The organism is Mycobacterium sp. shizuoka-1 (assembly GCF_002723835.1).
GTDB lineage: Bacteria > Actinomycetota > Actinomycetes > Mycobacteriales > Mycobacteriaceae > Mycobacterium.
This window is the reverse complement of sequence record NZ_BEWG01000090.1, coordinates 28639-44730: the sequence shown is the minus strand read 5'-3', so window position 1 is coordinate 44730 and position 16092 is coordinate 28639. Positions and strand designations below refer to the sequence as shown.

Annotated in this window: 13 protein-coding genes; 6 read left to right on the top strand and 7 right to left on the bottom strand. The window is 67.9% G+C overall.

Annotated elements, in window-relative coordinates; all coding sequences use genetic code 11:
- Nucleotides 1-171: 171 nt before the first annotated feature.
- The 4 genes from MSZK_RS23840 to MSZK_RS23825 all read right to left on the bottom strand — a co-directional run bounded on the left by MSZK_RS23840 (nt 172) and on the right by MSZK_RS23825 (nt 4713).
- Nucleotides 172-846, bottom strand: coding sequence for a GAP family protein (locus MSZK_RS23840; protein WP_099251015.1), 675 nt, complete (start codon nt 844-846; stop codon nt 172-174).
- A 207-nt stretch (nt 847-1053) separates the two neighbouring features.
- The gene (locus tag MSZK_RS23835; RefSeq protein ID WP_099251014.1) at nt 1054-1545 is read right to left on the bottom strand and encodes a methylated-DNA--[protein]-cysteine S-methyltransferase; all 492 of its coding nucleotides are present in this window, start codon (nt 1543-1545) and stop codon (nt 1054-1056) included.
- Nucleotides 1546-1553: 8 nt separating this feature from the next.
- Nucleotides 1554-3044, bottom strand: a complete 1491-nt coding sequence (locus MSZK_RS23830; RefSeq protein ID WP_099251013.1) for a DNA-3-methyladenine glycosylase 2 family protein — start codon at nt 3042-3044, stop codon at nt 1554-1556.
- Between the two features lie 64 nt (nt 3045-3108).
- Nucleotides 3109-4713, bottom strand: coding sequence for an adenylate/guanylate cyclase domain-containing protein (locus tag MSZK_RS23825; protein ID WP_099251012.1), 1605 nt, complete (start codon nt 4711-4713; stop codon nt 3109-3111).
- A 49-nt stretch (nt 4714-4762) separates the two neighbouring features.
- On the opposite strand from MSZK_RS23825, the gene nucS reads away from it, so the two are divergent.
- On the top strand, nt 4763-5437 hold the full coding sequence (gene nucS, locus MSZK_RS23820) for an endonuclease NucS (RefSeq protein ID WP_099251011.1): 675 nt from the start codon (nt 4763-4765) through the stop codon (nt 5435-5437).
- Nucleotides 5434-5733 (top strand): hypothetical protein, encoded by a 300-nt coding sequence (locus MSZK_RS33200; RefSeq protein ID WP_371411381.1) that lies wholly within the window; start codon nt 5434-5436, stop codon nt 5731-5733. The genes nucS and MSZK_RS33200 overlap by 4 nt, the downstream gene beginning before the upstream one ends.
- Nucleotides 5734-5747: 14 nt before the next feature.
- Here the strand turns inward: MSZK_RS33200 and mce are convergent, their stop codons facing one another.
- Nucleotides 5748-6218 (bottom strand): methylmalonyl-CoA epimerase, encoded by a 471-nt coding sequence (gene mce, locus MSZK_RS23810; RefSeq protein ID WP_099251009.1) that lies wholly within the window; start codon nt 6216-6218, stop codon nt 5748-5750.
- Between the two features lie 92 nt (nt 6219-6310).
- Between mce and MSZK_RS23805 the strand changes: the two genes are divergently transcribed.
- The 3 genes from MSZK_RS23805 to MSZK_RS23795 are packed head-to-tail and all read left to right on the top strand — an operon-like array spanning nt 6311 to nt 8833.
- On the top strand, nt 6311-7492 hold the full coding sequence (locus MSZK_RS23805) for an acetyl-CoA C-acetyltransferase (RefSeq protein ID WP_099251008.1): 1182 nt from the start codon (nt 6311-6313) through the stop codon (nt 7490-7492).
- Nucleotides 7493-7551: 59 nt separating this feature from the next.
- Nucleotides 7552-7926, top strand: a complete 375-nt coding sequence (locus MSZK_RS23800; protein WP_099251007.1) for a DUF3817 domain-containing protein — start codon at nt 7552-7554, stop codon at nt 7924-7926.
- A 13-nt stretch (nt 7927-7939) separates the two neighbouring features.
- The gene (locus MSZK_RS23795; protein WP_099251006.1) at nt 7940-8833 is read left to right on the top strand and encodes a tetratricopeptide repeat protein; all 894 of its coding nucleotides are present in this window, start codon (nt 7940-7942) and stop codon (nt 8831-8833) included.
- A gap of 71 nt (nt 8834-8904) precedes the next feature.
- Here MSZK_RS23795 and glgB read toward each other — a convergent pair whose 3' ends face one another.
- Nucleotides 8905-11100: a 1,4-alpha-glucan branching protein GlgB gene (gene glgB, locus MSZK_RS23790; RefSeq protein ID WP_099251005.1), complete on the bottom strand. Its 2196-nt coding sequence runs from the start codon at nt 11098-11100 to the stop codon at nt 8905-8907.
- Nucleotides 11101-11125: 25 nt separating this feature from the next.
- Nucleotides 11126-13213, bottom strand: coding sequence for an alpha-1,4-glucan--maltose-1-phosphate maltosyltransferase (locus MSZK_RS23785; RefSeq protein ID WP_099251004.1), 2088 nt, complete (start codon nt 13211-13213; stop codon nt 11126-11128).
- A 231-nt stretch (nt 13214-13444) separates the two neighbouring features.
- Between MSZK_RS23785 and glgP the strand changes: the two genes are divergently transcribed.
- Entirely contained in the window at nt 13445-16027 is a 2583-nt protein-coding gene (gene glgP, locus MSZK_RS23780; protein WP_099251003.1) for an alpha-glucan family phosphorylase, read from the top strand.
- The last annotated feature ends 65 nt before the right edge of the window (nt 16028-16092 follow it).

Below are 16092 nucleotides of genomic sequence, written 5' to 3'. Positions count from 1 at the left end.
CCCATCCCGAACCCGGAAGCTAAGCCTGCCAGCGCCGATGATACTACCCAACACGGGTGGAAAAGTAGGACACCGCCGAACACAATTTAAGTCCTGTGCCCCTCAATCTCGATTGGGGGGCACAGGCATTTTTGTATATCTAGTAATTGATTATTCGATAGAGTTCTCTTTTCAGAGTGTGCTGGCGCCCGAATAGACAAGCGCACCGCCCAGCAGTCCGAGGGCAATAACCGTCAATACGCGTTGCCTGCGCTGCATCCAGTCACGGAATGCGGCAAGAAAGCGGTCAATCCGATTTGTCCAAATTGCATAGCCGAGAATGGGCACCGCGGCGGTTGAGCCACCCACGAGCGTGAAAAAGGTAACCGCCCCCGCAATGCCGGCCGAATTCAATGGCGCCGAGCCGATCAGATAGCCTGCCGCGGCGCATGCCGCAACCACCTTGATGTTGATGACGGTCAGGATTACTCCGGTAGCCGCGGCGCTGAGCGGTGTAATCCGCTTGATGTGGCTCGCCCACCGGGGGCTATCGGTACTTGAGTGCGATCGGCGCCAATAGAGGACGGCGCCAACGAGGGCCAAGCCCCCCAAACCAATGCGCACCCAACCCGTCCATGACGGTGCCGGCCCGTCCAGCTTCTGCACCAGCTGAGGCACCTGAAGGAATGCCACCGTGATCGCCGCCTTGCCCACCAGCCAGCCCGCAATGAACGCCAGCCCTACCGGTCGCGGTCGATCGCTGTGGACGACCAGGGCGACGGCTGGAATGACGGTGAAGGGCGAGAGGGCAACGACGGCGGCCAGGGCCGTGAGTTCGCCGAGTAGCGGCAACCAACCGTGCCACATCGATGTTCGTCGCCTCTCGTCGCATTGCACAGTGCACCGGCGTCAATTCTGGATCGTCGATCTGTACGACGCTTGGCCGAGGTCGTGATCCGGCTTCACCCGCTCCCGACCTCGACAAGTGTGAGCTGCAGTTTCAGGTTGAAATCCGGGCCCGCCGACAATTGTTCTGGGAGAACGAAATCGCCCCGTGCAGTGCGTTGCGGGAGCTCAGTCGAACAGGGTGGCAGATTCCCGGATTCGCTCCAACGCCAAGAGCTGCCGCTTGCGGTCCAGCCCACCGCCGTAGCCGGTCAATCCGCCGGTCGATCCGATCACCCGGTGACACGGCACGATGATGCCGATCGGATTTCGGCCGTTGGCCAATCCCACCGCTCGCGACGCACCCGGCGAACCGATTTGCGCCGCAATTTCTCCGTATGATCGCGTCTCGCCGTAAGGAATGGTGCGAAGCGCCGCCCACACTTTGCGCTGGAATTCGGTCCCGGCGAGCTCGAGGTCGAGGTCGAACTCGGTGAGTTCGCCGGCGAAATAGGCGGCCAGCTGTTCGACCGCGTCGGCGAACACCTCGCCGTCGGCGGGCTGCCAGTCCGACCTATCGGGTTCATGGGTCTGATCGACCATGCGCAGGTGCATCAGCGTCGTGCCGGGCCCGGCCAGGGTCAACGGCCCGACCGGACTGTCGATGATCCGGTACCGCATTGTCGTCGTCACATCGTCTCCTTCGGGGGCCAGTGGTTCACGGAATGGTCCAGAGTGGTCCAGAGATGCTGCACCGCGTACGACCGCCAGGGCCGCCAGCGGGCGCTGCGTGCGGTCAACGCCCGCACCTCGCCCGGCAACCCCAGTTGTTCAGCCGCAAGCCGTACGCCGAGGTCACTGGCGGGGAAGGCATCAGGGTCACCCAGGCCCCGCATCGCGACGATCTCTGCGGTCCACGGGCCGATCCCGGGCAACGCCAGCAGCTGCTCGCGGGCGCGCGCCCAGTCACAACCCGGGTGCAGGCTGACCTCGCCGCCGGCCAGCGCCGCGATCAGCGCGGCCAGCGACCTGCGGCGGGCCGCCGGCATCGCCAGATGCGCCGGATCGATCTCGGCCAGCTGCGCGATGCTGGGAAACGTGTGGGTCAGCCCGCCGTGCGGATCGCTCACCGGACTGCCGTAGGCGCTGACCAGCCGTCCGGCATGGGTGCGCGCTGCCTTCGTCGACACCTGCTGGCCGAGCACGGCCCGTAGCGTCAGCTCTTCTTCGTCGACGGTGCGGGGGATCCGCTGCCCGGGCGCCTTGGCCACCACCGCCCGTAGGTCGGCGTCGGCGCCCAGAACATCGATGACCGCCTCGGGGTCGGCGTCGAGGTCCAGCAGCCGGCGGCACCGGGCGATCGCCGTCGCGAGATCGCGGACCTGATCCAGCACGAGCGTGCACCGGACATGATCGGGCATCGGGATCAGGCTGACCACTCCGGAACCCGACGGCAGGCGCAGGGTGCGCCGGTAGGTGCCGTCGCGCACCTCCTCGCAGCCCGGCACCGCGCCGGCCGCCAGATGGCCGAACACCCCCTCGTAGGCGAACGGCGTGCGCACCGGCAGCCGCAGCGACAGCGCCTGGCCGCCTGCCGACGTGTCGGCGGACTCACGATGGTTGGTCTTGTGCCGCAAGGCCGTCGGCGTGGTGTCACAGGCCGCGCGGACGGTGTCGTTGAACTGCCGGATGCTGGCGAAGCCTGCGGCGAACGCGATGTCGCTGAACGGCATGTCGGTGGTCTCGATGAGCACCCGGGCGGTCTGCACGCGCTGAGCGCGGGCCAGGGCCAGCGGGCCGGCGCCCACTTCGGCCTGAAGCATCCGCTCGAGTTGGCGGGGGGTGTAGCCCACGCGGGCGGCAAGACCGGTGACCCCGTCCCGGTCCACCGTGCCGTCGGCGATCAGCCGCATGGCCCGGGCGACTGCGTCGCCGCGGACGTTCCACTCCGGCGATCCGGGCGAGGCATCGGGCCGGCACCGCTTGCAGGCCCGGAAGCCGGCCCGCTGCGCGGCCGCCGCACTGGGGTAGAAGCAGACGTTGCGAGCCAGCGGCAGCCGCACCGGGCAGCTGGGCCGGCAGTAGATGCCGGTGGTCTTGACCGCGGTGACGAACCAGCCGTCGAACCGGGAGTCCCTGGACTGCACGGCCCGGTAGCAGCTGTCGAAATCGTCATGCACACTTCGACTTTTACATGCCGCCGGCGACAGCACTAGCGGAAATCCGACATCGTGGTCGGGCCGTTCAGGCGGGTACGGCCAGCCGGATCGGCTCGTCATGGCCGCGCAGCGTCACCGAATCGCCGTAGGTCCAGCGGGCTCGCTCCTGATCGCCGGCGTTCTCGACGGCCGCTGCGGACGCCAACACGCGTTTCTCGACAGACTTGGCCAGCTCCGAGAGCCGGGCGGCCTCGTTGACCGGGCCCCCGATCACGGTGTACTCGAATCGTTCGTTGGCGCCGACGTTGCCCGCCACCACCTGCCCGGCGGCCACCCCGATTCCTGCGGGACACTCGGGCACCTCCCGCTCGAGCCGTTGCATGATCGCGCGGGCCGTGGCAAGTGCGTCGTCCTCCGGGTGCTCCAGCGTGACGGGGGCGCCGAAGATCGCCAGTGTCGCGTCACCCTCGAATTTGTTGACGATCCCGCGATGGCGGTCGACCTCCTCGACGACGACCGCGAAGAAGCGGTTGAGCAACTCGACCACCTCGATCGGCGGCAGGGCGCTGACCAGCTGGGTGGATCCGACGATGTCGACGAAAAGCACTGCGACATGGCGTTCTTCGCCACCGAGCGTGGGCCGCTGCAGCTCGGCCGCCGCGGCCACCTCCCGCCCGACGTGGCGGCCGAACAGATCACGCACCCGTTCGCGTTCCCGCAGTCCGTTCACCATCGAGTTGAAACCCCGTTGCAGCTCGCCGAGTTCGGTGCCGTCGAACACCACCAGGTTGGCGCTCAGGTCACCGTCCTCGACGCGTTTGAGCGCGGCGCGCACCACCCGCACCGGGGTGGCGTTGAGCCAGGCGAGAATCCAGGTCAGCAGGAAGCCAAAGACGAAGGTGGCCACCGAGGTGATCAGGATCGCGACTTCCAGCTGCGTCTTGGTGAGGTTTTGCAGGATGAGCGAGAACATCGCCACCAGGCCGATACCGATCACCGGCAAGCCGGAGCTCAGCATCCACACCGTCATGGTGCGGCCCATGATTCCCGGCGCCAGTCGGTGCGGTGGCGGTCCGGCGGCCAGCGCCTGCGCTGCCACCGGCCGCAGCGCGAATTCGGTGAACAGATATGCGCTGGTGGCCACGATCACCCCGCACACGCCGACCCCGATCGCCAGGCGGGGGATGAAGTCGGTGTCATACATCCCGTAGAGGACCGTGAACAGCGCGGTCCCGACGGCCCACAGCGTCAGCTGAGCCCTCGCGATGCGCCAGGGCGTGAAGAACACATTGCGCTGGTCGGCGCGCGTGGGTGGCCTGCTGTTGATCGCCCAGCGCAGGTCGTTGACCGTCCGGGTGGTGATCCACCAGCTGCCGAATGCCAGCGCCGCCGCCCCGTAGGCGGGCGCCACCGCGAAGGTGAGCCAGCCCGGAACATCGCGGAACACGCTGGGCACGGGAAAGGCGACGGCGACCAGCAGGGCCGCCACCGCGACGCCGATGATGTTCACGGACAGCAGGAACACGGTGATCAGCGTCTGGATTCGGACCCGCCGTTTGGCCGGACTCTCGTTCACCCGCCCGAGGATCAACGAGCCGTACGCGGGCGTGCCGGCCAGCCGACCGCTCTGCCGGGTGACCCGTTCCAGAACCCGGCCCAACCGCTGCGCAACGCTGGGGTGGGAACTCATGGTGGCGTCAGCCTAATTCGTCGCAGGCCGCAGACCCTAAGCTTGTGCGGTGCGCCTCGTGATCGCCCAGTGCACCGTCGACTACGTCGGCCGGCTCACTGCCCATCTGCCCTCCGCCCGCCGACTGCTGCTGATCAAGGCCGACGGTTCGGTCAGCGTGCACGCCGACGACCGCGCCTACAAGCCGCTGAACTGGATGAGCCCGCCGTGCTGGCTGACCGAGGAGGCCCAGGACGACTCTTTGCCGGTGTGGGTGGTGGAGAACAAGGCCGGTGAGCAGTTGCGGATCACCATCCAGAACATCGAGCACGACACCAGCCACGAGCTCGGTGTCGATCCCGGTCTGGTGAAGGATGGTGTCGAAGCTCACCTGCAGGAGCTGCTGGCCGAGCACATCGAGCTGCTGGGCGACGGCTACACCCTGGTCCGCCGCGAGTACATGACCGCGATCGGACCGGTCGACATCTTGTGCCGCGACGATCAGGGCCGCACCGTCGCAGTGGAGATCAAGCGCCGCGGCGAGATCGACGGGGTCGAGCAGCTGACCCGGTATCTCGAACTGCTCAACCGGGACAGCCTGCTGGCGCCGGTCGCCGGGGTGTTCGCCGCCCAGCAGATCAAGCCGCAAGCCCGAACCCTGGCCACCGATCGTGGAATACGTTGCGTCACTTTGGATTACGACGTCATGCGGGGCATGGACAGCGACGAGTTCCGGCTCTTCTGATGCCGCGGCGGCGACCCGAACGGCGGACGAGGAGCGACCTGCCGCCGCTGGGCGCCCATCGCAGGATCGAGGTCGGCGCCGACGGTTTCGACTATGAGGTGCGAGCCGTGCCGGGGGCGCGGGCCGTCAAGGCCTATCGGTGCCCCGGCTGTGATCACGAAATTCGTTCGGGCACGGCACATGTGGTGGTGTGGCCGATTGATCACGGCGAGTCGGGGCTCGAGGACAGACGGCATTGGCACACCGCGTGCTGGGCCAACCGGAACCGGCGCGGCCCCACCCGGCGGTGGTCGTAGCGACTAGGCGGTGACTAGTGGGCGGCGGCCGGCTCGACGAGCTCCACCAGGACGCCACCGGCATCCTTGGGGTGGATGAAGTTGATCCGCGAGTTGGCGGTGCCGCGCCGCGGCGCGTCGTAGATCAGCCGGACGCCCTGGGCGCGCAGCTGTTCTGAGATGGCGTCCAGGTCGGTGACCCGGTAGGCCATCTGCTGGATGCCGGGGCCGCGCTTGTCGATGAACTTGGCGATCGTCGACGTCTCGTCAAGCGGAGCCATCAGCTGGATCTGGGCGCAGTCCGCGGACGCGTTCTTCAGCGACAGCATGGCCTCACGGATGCCCTGGTCTTCGTTGATCTCCTCGTGCACCAGAATCATGCCCAGGTGCTCGTGGTACCACTGGATCGCCGCGTCGAGATCCGGCACCGCGATGCCGACGTGGTCGACAGCGGTGACAAGCGCGCTAGCGAGGACTGGACGGGCGTCAACTTGCTCGGCGGTCATAACGCAAAGGTAACCTAACCACATCGGATTCAACACTGCGGGATCCGTGGATAGCCGCATCGAAGCGGCTCGAAACGCTTTTGGAGGTTGTCATGACGACGTCGGTGATCGTTGCTGGGGCTCGCACCCCCATCGGCAAACTGATGGGTTCGCTGAAGGATTTTTCCGGCAGCGATCTGGGCGCGATCGCCATCAAGGCGGCGTTGGAGAAGGCGAAGGTCCCGGCCTCGCTGGTCGAGTACGTGATCATGGGCCAGGTGCTGACCGCCGGTGCCGGCCAGATGCCGGCCCGCCAGTCCGCCGTCGCCGCCGGGATCGGCTGGGATGTTCCCGCCCTGAGCATCAACAAGATGTGCCTGTCGGGCATCGACTCGATCGCGCTGGCCGACCAGCTGATCCGGGCCGGTGAGTTCGACGTGGTGGTGGCCGGTGGCCAAGAGTCGATGACCAAGGCGCCGCATCTACTGGTCAACAGTCGCGAGGGGTACAAGTACGGCGACGTCACTGTCGTCGACTCGATGGCCTACGACGGCCTGCACGACGTGTTCACCGATCAGCCGATGGGCGCCTTGACCGAGCAGCGCAACGACACCGACCAGTTCACCCGCCTCGAGCAGGACGAATTCTCCGCGATCTCGCACCAGAAGGCCGCCGCGGCCTGGAAGGACGGCGTGTTTGCCGACGAGGTCGTGCCGGTGCAGATCCCGCAGCGCAAGGGCGATCCGATCGAGTTCGCGCAGGACGAGGGCATCCGGGCCAACACCACTGCCGAGTCGCTGTCCGGCCTGCGTCCCGCGTTCCGCAAGGACGGCACCATCACCGCCGGATCGGCGTCCCAAATCTCCGACGGCGGTTGCGCCGTCGTGGTGATGAACAAGGCCAAGGCGCAGGAGCTGGGTCTGACCTGGTTGTGCGAGATCGGCGCCCACGGCGTGGTCGCCGGTCCCGACTCCACGCTGCAGTCGCAGCCGGCCAACGCGATCAAGAAGGCCGTCGCGCGGGAGGGCATCAGCCTGGACCAGCTCGACGTTATTGAGATCAACGAGGCTTTTGCCGCGGTGGCGCTGGCCTCGACCCGGGAGCTGGGTGTCGACCCCGCGCGGGTCAACCGCAACGGTGGCGCCATCGCGGTCGGGCATCCGATCGGCATGTCCGGTGCGCGCATCACGCTGCACGCGGCGCTGGAACTGTCCCGGCGTGGCTCGGGCTACGCCGTGGCCGCCCTCTGCGGTGCCGGCGGTCAGGGTGATGCGCTGATCCTGCGCGCCGGATAACCCGCAGGCTTCAACGACGCGTCGTAGTAGCTGGCGGGCCGCTCCGGCACAATGGCGGCATGGCGAGCACTTTTGATATCCGCAGCACCGCGGGCCGGTTCCGGTTGGTGGCGCTGGCCGAAGCCGTGAGCTGGGTCGGACTGCTGGTCGGGATGTACTTCAAGTACCTGGGCAGCCCGCGCACCGAGATCGGCGTCAAGATCTTCGGGATGGCCCACGGGCTGGTGTTCATCGCGTTCGTGGTGACCGCGGTGATGGCGGGGATCGTCTACTCCTGGGGGGTGGGCACCTGGTTGCTGGCGTTGCTGGGCAGCATCGTGCCGCTGGGAAGTGTGATCTTCCTCATATGGGCTGATCGGACGGCCAAACTGGGTGGTCGCGCGGTGTCTGCTGGATCTTCTCAGCCACTGGAGTCGGTCCGCACGGCGACGTGACAGACTTGGCGTCGTGACACGTCCACGCCCCTCGATCGGACCGGCTCTGGCTGGTGCCGTCGATCTCTCCGGCCTCAAACAGCGGGCCCAGCAGCCCGGCACGGGCGGTGCGAGCGCCCCCGGTGGTGTCGAGGTCACCGAGGCGAATTTCGAAGCCGAGGTGCTCGTCCGGTCCGGGCAGGTGCCCGTCGTCGTGGTGCTGTGGTCGCCCCGCAGCGACGCCTCGGTCCAACTGGCCGAGGTGCTGGCCGCCCTGGCCGCCGACGACAACGGCACATGGTCACTGGCGTCGGTCAACGTCGACGTCGTCCCGCGGGTGGCCCAGATGTTCGGCATCGAAGCGGTGCCCACGGTGGTCGCCCTGGCCGGCGGCCAGCCGCTGGCCAGCTTCCAGGGCATGCAGCCGCCGGAGCAACTCCGCCGCTGGGTCGACTCGCTGCTCTCGGCGACCGCAGGCAAGCTCCCGGGCGCCCCGGGCTCCGAGGACGAGCCTGCCGTCGACCCGGCGCTGGCCCAGGCCCGCGACCATCTGGAGTCCGGCGACTTCGCCGCGGCCACCGCGGCGTATCAGGCCATCCTGGACGCCGATCCCGCCAACGCCGAAGCCAAGGGCGCGCTGCGGCAGATGACCTTCTTGGAGCGCGCCACCGCGCAGCGCCCCGATGCGGTCGCCGTCGCCGACGCCGCCCCCGATGACATCGACGCCGCGTTCGCGGCCGCCGACGTGCAGATCCTCAACCAGGACGTGGTGGCTGCCTTCGACCGGTTGATCGCTTTGGTGCGCAAGACATCCGACGACGACCGCACCAGGGTCCGGACCCGGCTGATCGAGCTGTTCGAGTTGTTCGACCCGGCTGATCCGGACGTGATCACCGGCCGGCGCAACCTCGCTAACGCGCTGTACTAGCCGCCGAGATCGACGAATTGGTGCGATCTACTCGCACTTGTGCGCCCGTTTGTCGGTTTGGGCGCTGGGGCTTACGCCGGTTCGAGCCAGATCGCCGAGGTGGGCGGCAGCACCAGAGTCGCCGACGCCGGGCGGCCGTGCCACGGCTCCGCGGTCGCCTCGACGGCGCCGAAGTTGCCCACCCCCGCCCCGTTGTAGATGGTCGCGTCGCTGTTGAGCACCTCCCGCCAGGTGCCGGCGTGCGGCAGGCCCAGCCGGTACTGACTGTGCTCGGCGCCGGCGAAGTTGAACACGCACGCCAGCACCGAACCGTCGCTGCCGTAGCGCAGGAAGCTCAGCACGTTGTTGGCTGAATCGTTCGCGTCGATCCAGGAGTACCCCTCGGGCCGGGTGTCCTGGCTCCACAGGGCCGGCCGCGACGAGTAGAGCGCGTTGATGTCGGCGACGAAGCGCAGGATGCCGTCGGAATAGCTGTTCTCGTCGAGCTGATACCAGTCGACCCCGCGTTCCTCCGACCACTCCGCGCGCTGGCCGAACTCCTGGCCCATGAACAACAATTGCTTGCCCGGGTGCGCCCATTGATAGGCCAGCAGGCTGCGCAGCCCGGCGGCCTTGACGTGGTCGTTGCCCGGCATGCGGCCCCACAGCGTGCCTTTGCCGTGCACCACCTCGTCGTGGCTGATCGGCAGCACGTAGTTCTCACTGAACGCGTACAGCATCGAGAACGTCATCTCGTGGTGGTGATAGGTGCGATAGATCGGGTCGCGGCCGATGTAGTCCAGGGTGTCGTGCATCCAGCCCATGTTCCACTTCATCGAAAAGCCAAGCCCGCCAAGGTTGGTGGGCCGGGTGACTCCGGGCCACGAGGTGGACTCCTCGGCGATCGTGACGATGCCCGGCGCCATCTTGTGGACGGTGGCGTTCATCTCCTGCAGGAACTGCACCGCCTCGAGGTTCTCCCGCCCGCCGTAGATGTTGGGCGTCCACCCGCCGGCCGGCCGGGAGTAGTCCAGATAGAGCATCGATGCCACCGCATCCACGCGCAGACCGTCGACGTGGAATTCCTGCAACCAGTACAGCGCGTTGGCCACCAGGAAGTTGCGCACCTCGGCGCGGCCGAAGTCGAACACGTAGGTGCCCCAGTCGAGTTGCTCACCGCGGTGCGGGTCGGAATGCTCGTAGAGCGGCGTGCCGTCGAAGCGGCCCAGCGCCCAGGCGTCCTTCGGGAAGTGGGCTGGCACCCAGTCGACGATCACGCCGATGCCGGCCCGGTGCAGGGTGTCCACCAGCAGCCGGAATTCGTCCGGTGACCCGAAACGCGACGTCGGCGCGTAGTACGACGTGACCTGGTAGCCCCACGAGCCGCCGAACGGATGCTCGGCCACCGGGAGGAATTCGACGTGGGTGAACCCCTGGGCCAGCACGTATTCGGTGAGCTGGTCGGCGAGTTCGCGATAGCTCAGGCCGGGCCGCCACGAACCGAGGTGTACCTCGTAGGTGCTCATCGGTTCGAACACCGGGTTGCGCGCTGCTCGCTGCGTCATCCAGTCGGCGTCGTCCCAGGTGTACTCCGAGGTGAATACCCGCGACGCGGTGTGCGGCGGCACCTCCGTCGCGAACGCGAACGGGTCGGCCCGGTCGGTCACCGAACCGTCGACACCGTGCACCCGGAACTTGTAGAGCCCGTCGGTCGGGAATCCGGGCCAGAACAACTCCCACACACCCGAGGACCCGAGCACCCGCATCGGCGCGTCGTTGCCGTCCCAGTGGTTGAACTCACCGATCAGGTTGATGCCCTTGGCGTTCGGCGCCCACACCGCGAACGACACACCATCGACGACGCCGTCGGCGGTGGTGAACGAGCGGGGGTGGGCCCCGAGGATCTCCCACAACCGCTCGTGGCGTCCCTCGCCGAACAGATACAGATCCATCTCGCCCAGCGTTGGCAGGAACCGGTAGCCGTCGGCGACGGTGATGGTGTGCCCACCGGGATAGGTGACCTCGAACCGGTAATCGACCAGATCGGTGAACGGCAGTGCCACCGCGAACACCCCGGAGTCGATGTGCGTCAAGGGGAACCGCTCACCGCCGACCAACGCCACCACCGCCTCGGCATGCGGCTTGAGCGCGCGGATGACGGTGTGGTCGTCGTATTCGTGGGCGCCCAGGATGCTGTGCGGGCTGTGATGCACGCCGGCCACCAGCCGGCCCAGCTCGGCGGGATCCGGTGCCAGGTGCGGGCTCGCGAGCTTGTCCGTTCTCGTCATGGCCAAAGGCTCCTTTGCGTTCGCGTCATTCCCGCCGCAGCAGAGTCGCTCGCTGCTCCTGCGGTACCAACGGCATGTTCAAGACGTGCGCGACCGCCCGGGACGGCTCCAGACGCACATAGTTCGACTGTCCCCACTGGTACTCCTCCCCGGTGATCTCGTCGCGGACCCAGAACCGGTCATAGGGGTGCATACCCAACGCGGCCATGTCCAGCCACACAACGCCTTCTTCGGGCCCGAAAGCGTTGAGCGTCACAACGACCAGCACGGTGTCACCGGAAACCGGATCGAACTTGCTGTAGGCCAGCAGCGCGTCGTTGTCGATGTGGTGGAACGTGATGGTGCGCATCTGGCACAGCGCCGGATGCACGCGACGGATCTCGTTGAGACGCTTGAGGAACGGCTCCAGGGACTGCCCCTGCTCCAGGGCGGCGGCAAAGTCGCGCGGGCGCAACTCGTACTTCTCGGAGTCCAGGTACTCCTCGCTGCCCTCGCGCACCGGCAGATGCTCGAACAGTTCGAAACCGGAGTACACCCCCCAGGACGTGCCCATCGTCGCGGCCAGCACCGCGCGGATCGCGAACATCCCCGGGCCGCCCTGCTGCAGGCTCTCGTGCAGGATGTCGGGGGTGTTGACGAACAGGTTCGGCCGCGCATAGTCGGCGTGCTCGGCGATCTGGCGGCCGAATTCCTCCAGCTCCCATTTGGCGGTCCGCCAGGTGAAGTACGAATACGACTGGGTGAAGCCGAGTTTGGCCAAGCCGTACAGCCGTGCCGGCCGGGTGAACGCCTCGGACAAAAACAGCACGTCCGGGTCGACCGCCTTGACCTGACTGATCAGCCACGCCCAGAAGTTCGGCGGCTTGGTGTGCGGATTGTCGACCCGAAAGATCTTGACGCCGTGGTCCATCCAGTGCCGGACCACCCGCAGCACCTCGTCGTAGAGGCCGCCGGGATCGTTGTCGAAGTTCAGCGGATAGATGTCCTGATATTTCTTCGGCGGGTTCTCCGCGTAGGCGATGGTGCCGTCGGGCAGCTCGGTGAACCACTGCCGGTGATTCTTGGCCCACGGGTGATCCGGCGCGCACTGCAGCGCCAGATCCAAGGCCACCTCCAGGCCGTTGTCGCGGGCCGCGGCCACGAACCGGTCGAAGTCGTCGATCGTGCCGAGGTCGGGGTGCACGGCGTCGTGCCCGCCCTCGTCGCTGCCGATGGCCCACGGCGAGCCCACGTCGCCGGGCTCGGCGGTCACGCTGTTGTTGCGGCCCTTGCGGTGCACCTTGCCGATCGGGTGGATCGGCGGCAGGTAGACGACGTTGAATCCCATCGAGGCCACGCGCGGCAGCGCCGCGGCGGCGGTGTCGAACGTGCCGTGCACCGGACGGCCGTCGGCGTCCCACCCGCCGGTGGACCGGGGGAACAACTCGTACCAGGCGCTGCACCGGGCCAGCGGCCGGTCCACCCAGACGCCGTAGGTGGCGCCCCGGGTGACCAGCTCGCGCAACGGGTACTGGGCGAGCAGGTCGGTGACCTCGTGCGAGAGCGCCAGCGCCGCGCGGGTCAGCGGGTCGCCGGGCTCGCGCAGTGCCGCCGACGCGTCGAGTAGCGGGGTGCGCCGATCGCGTGGCACCCCGGTGGCCGCCCGCGCCAGCAGGCGCGCACCCACCAGCAGATCGTTGTCGAGTTCCGATTCGCCTTGGCCTGCGTCGAGTTTCGCGGTCACAGCATGCCGCCAGGTGGTGATCGGATCGCCCCAGCCGTCGATCCGGTAGGTCCACAGGCCGACCCGGTCGGGCACGAACTGGCCGTGGAACAGGTCCGGGGTGCGCCCCGGCGACATCGCGAACAACTGCGGCTTGATCCGGCTGGTTGCCGGCGCCCCCTCGGTCAGCTCGGCGCCTTCGAGCGCCTTGACCCGGCGGGCCGGGTTCTGGCCCAGCTGCGGATAGGACGGTCCCAGGTAGCGCACCACCAACGTCGCCGCCACCGCGTCGTGCCCCTCGCGCCATACCGACCCCGAGACCGGCACCACCTCGCCGACGACCGCCTTGGCCGGGTAGGTACCGCAGGACACCACGGGCGCGACGTCATCGATCTCGATACGACCGGGCACCCAACCACTCCATTCCTGACTTGTACGGCGCGGCTTGCCCGCGCCGTCTCAGTCCGTCGTCATTGATGTCGTGGTGCAGTCGTGTTCGTTCCTGCACCGGCCGTGAGACTCCTTGCCCCTCGGGGTAACCGCATGCGCTGTAGTTCACACCGTAGTGGTCCAAATGAATGACCGGGGAAGAAGCGCGGGCTCGTCCATCGCGGCGGGAAAAGCTCAGTAAGGTAGGAACGCGTGAAGGCCCTCCGGAGATTCACGGTCCGCGCCCACCTGCCCGATCGGCTCTCAGCGCTGGGTCGGTTGTCCACCAACCTGCGGTGGTCGTGGGACAAACCCACCCAGGATCTGTTCGCTTCGATCGACCCGCAGCTGTGGCTGCAGACGGGTCAGGATCCGGTGGCGCTGCTGGGCGCGGTCGCCCCGGCACGGCTCGACGAGCTGGCCACCGACGAGCAGTTCCTCAACGGTCTCGACGAGCTGGCGGCTGATCTGGACGACTATCTGCGCCGGCCGATGTGGTACCAGCAGCAGGACGCGGCCGGTATGCCGACGGGCATCGCGTACTTCTCGATGGAGTTCGGGGTCGCCGAGGTGCTGCCCAACTATTCGGGCGGGCTGGGCATCCTGGCCGGCGATCACCTGAAGTCGGCGTCGGATCTCGGGCTGCCGCTGATCGCAGTCGGCCTCTACTACCGGTCCGGCTACTTCCGCCAGTCGCTGACCGCCGACGGCTGGCAGCACGAGAACTATCCGTCGCTGGATCCGCAGGGGCTGCCGCTGCGGTTGCTGGCCGACGCGGCCGGGGCGCCGGTGCTGGTGGAGCTGGCCATGCCGGACGCCAAGGTGCTGCGGGCCCGGGTGTGGGTGGCGCAGGTCGGCCGGATACCGCTGCTGCTGCTGGACTCCGACATCCCCGAGAACGAGCACGACCTGCGCACGGTCACCGACCGGCTGTACGGCGGCGACCAGGAACATCGCATCAAGCAAGAGCTGCTCGCCGGCATCGGCGGGGTGCGGGCCATCCGGGCGTTCACCGCGATCGAGGGCCTGCCCGGCCCGGACGTGTTCCACATGAACGAGGGCCATGCCGGCTTCCTGGGCGTGGAGCGCATCCGCGAGTACATGGCCGAGGAGAAGCTGGACTTCGACACCGCGCTGACCCTGGTGCGGTCGGCCACCGTGTTCACCACGCACACCCCGGTGCCGGCCGGCATCGACCGGTTTCCGGTCGAGATGGTGCAGCGCTACTTCGGCGACGAGACCAAGACCGGGCTGCTGCCCGGCGTCCCGGTCGGCCGGGTGCTGGCGTTCGGCGCCGAGGACGACCCGTCGAAGTTCAACATGGCGCATATGGGCCTGCGACTGGCGCAGCGCGCCAACGGGGTGTCGCTGTTGCACGGGCGGGTCAGCCGCACGATGTTCGACGAGCTGTGGCCCGGCTTCGATCCCGCCGAGGTTCCGATCGGTTCGATCACCAACGGGGTGCACGGTCCTACCTGGGCGGCGCCGCAGTGGCTGCAGCTCGGGCGCGAGCTGGCCGGCTCCACCGAGGCATTGCGCGAGCCCAACGTCTGGCAGCGGCTGCAGCAGGTCGACACCGGTCACATCTGGTGGATCCGCTCCCAGCTGCGGGCGATGCTGGTCTCCGATGTCCGGGTCCGGCTGCGCCGGTCGTGGTTGGAGCGCGGCGCTTCGGAAGCCGAACTCGGCTGGATTGCAACGGCTTTCGACCCGGACGTGTTGACCATCGGGTTCGCCAGGCGGGTGCCCACCTACAAGCGTCTGACCCTGATGCTGCGCGACCCGCAGCGGCTCGAGGCGCTGCTGCTCGACCCGGAGCGGCCGCTGCAGCTGATCGTCGCAGGCAAGTCGCATCCCGCCGACGACGCCGGTAAGGCGCTCATCCAGCAGGTCGTGAAGTTCGCCGACCGGCCCGAGGTGCGGCACCGCATCGCGTTCCTGCCCGACTACGACATGTCGATGGCGCGCCAGCTGTACTGGGGTTGCGATGTGTGGTTGAACAATCCGCTGCGCCCGCTGGAGGCGTGCGGTACGTCGGGTATGAAGAGCGCGCTGAACGGCGGGCTCAACCTGTCCATCCGGGACGGCTGGTGGGACGAGTGGTACGACGGCGAAAACGGTTGGGAGATACCGACCGCCGACGGTCTGGCCGATGAGGGCCGGCGCGACGACCTGGAGGCCGCCGCGCTGTACGACCTGCTCGAGCATTCGGTCTCGCCGCGGTTCTACGACCGCGACGACAAGGGCGTGCCGAACCGGTGGGTGGAAATGGTCCGGCACACCCTGCAGTCGCTGGGCCCCAAGGTGCTGGCGTCGCGGATGGTGCGCGACTACACGGAGAAGTACTACGCACCGGCTGCCCAGTCGTTCGCCAGGACCAGCGCGCCGGTGGACGGGTTGCCGTTCGGTGCCGCCCGGGAGCTGTCGGCCTACCGGCTGCGGGCCAAGGAAGCCTGGCCGAAGATCCAGATCACCGATGTGGACAGCACCGGCCTGCCGGACACCCCGCTGCTCGGGTCGGAACTGACCCTGACGGCCGCCGTGCAGCTGGCCGGGCTGACCCCCGACGAGGTCGTGGTGCAGGCGGTGCTGGGCCGCGTCGACCTCGCCGACGCCCTGCAGGACCCGGTCACCGTGGATATGGTGCACACCGGTTCCGGCGACGGCGGGGCGGAAATCTTCACGACGACGACCCCGCTGCCGCTGGCCGGCTCGGTCGGGTACACGGTGCGGGTGCTACCGCACGACGCTCTGCTGGCCGGTGACACCGAGCTGGGCCTGGTGACGCTGGCGTAACGCCGCGAGTTCCGGGACCGGTTAGTAGGGCATGGGAGCCACCTGTAGGTTCCCAACAGGAGGTC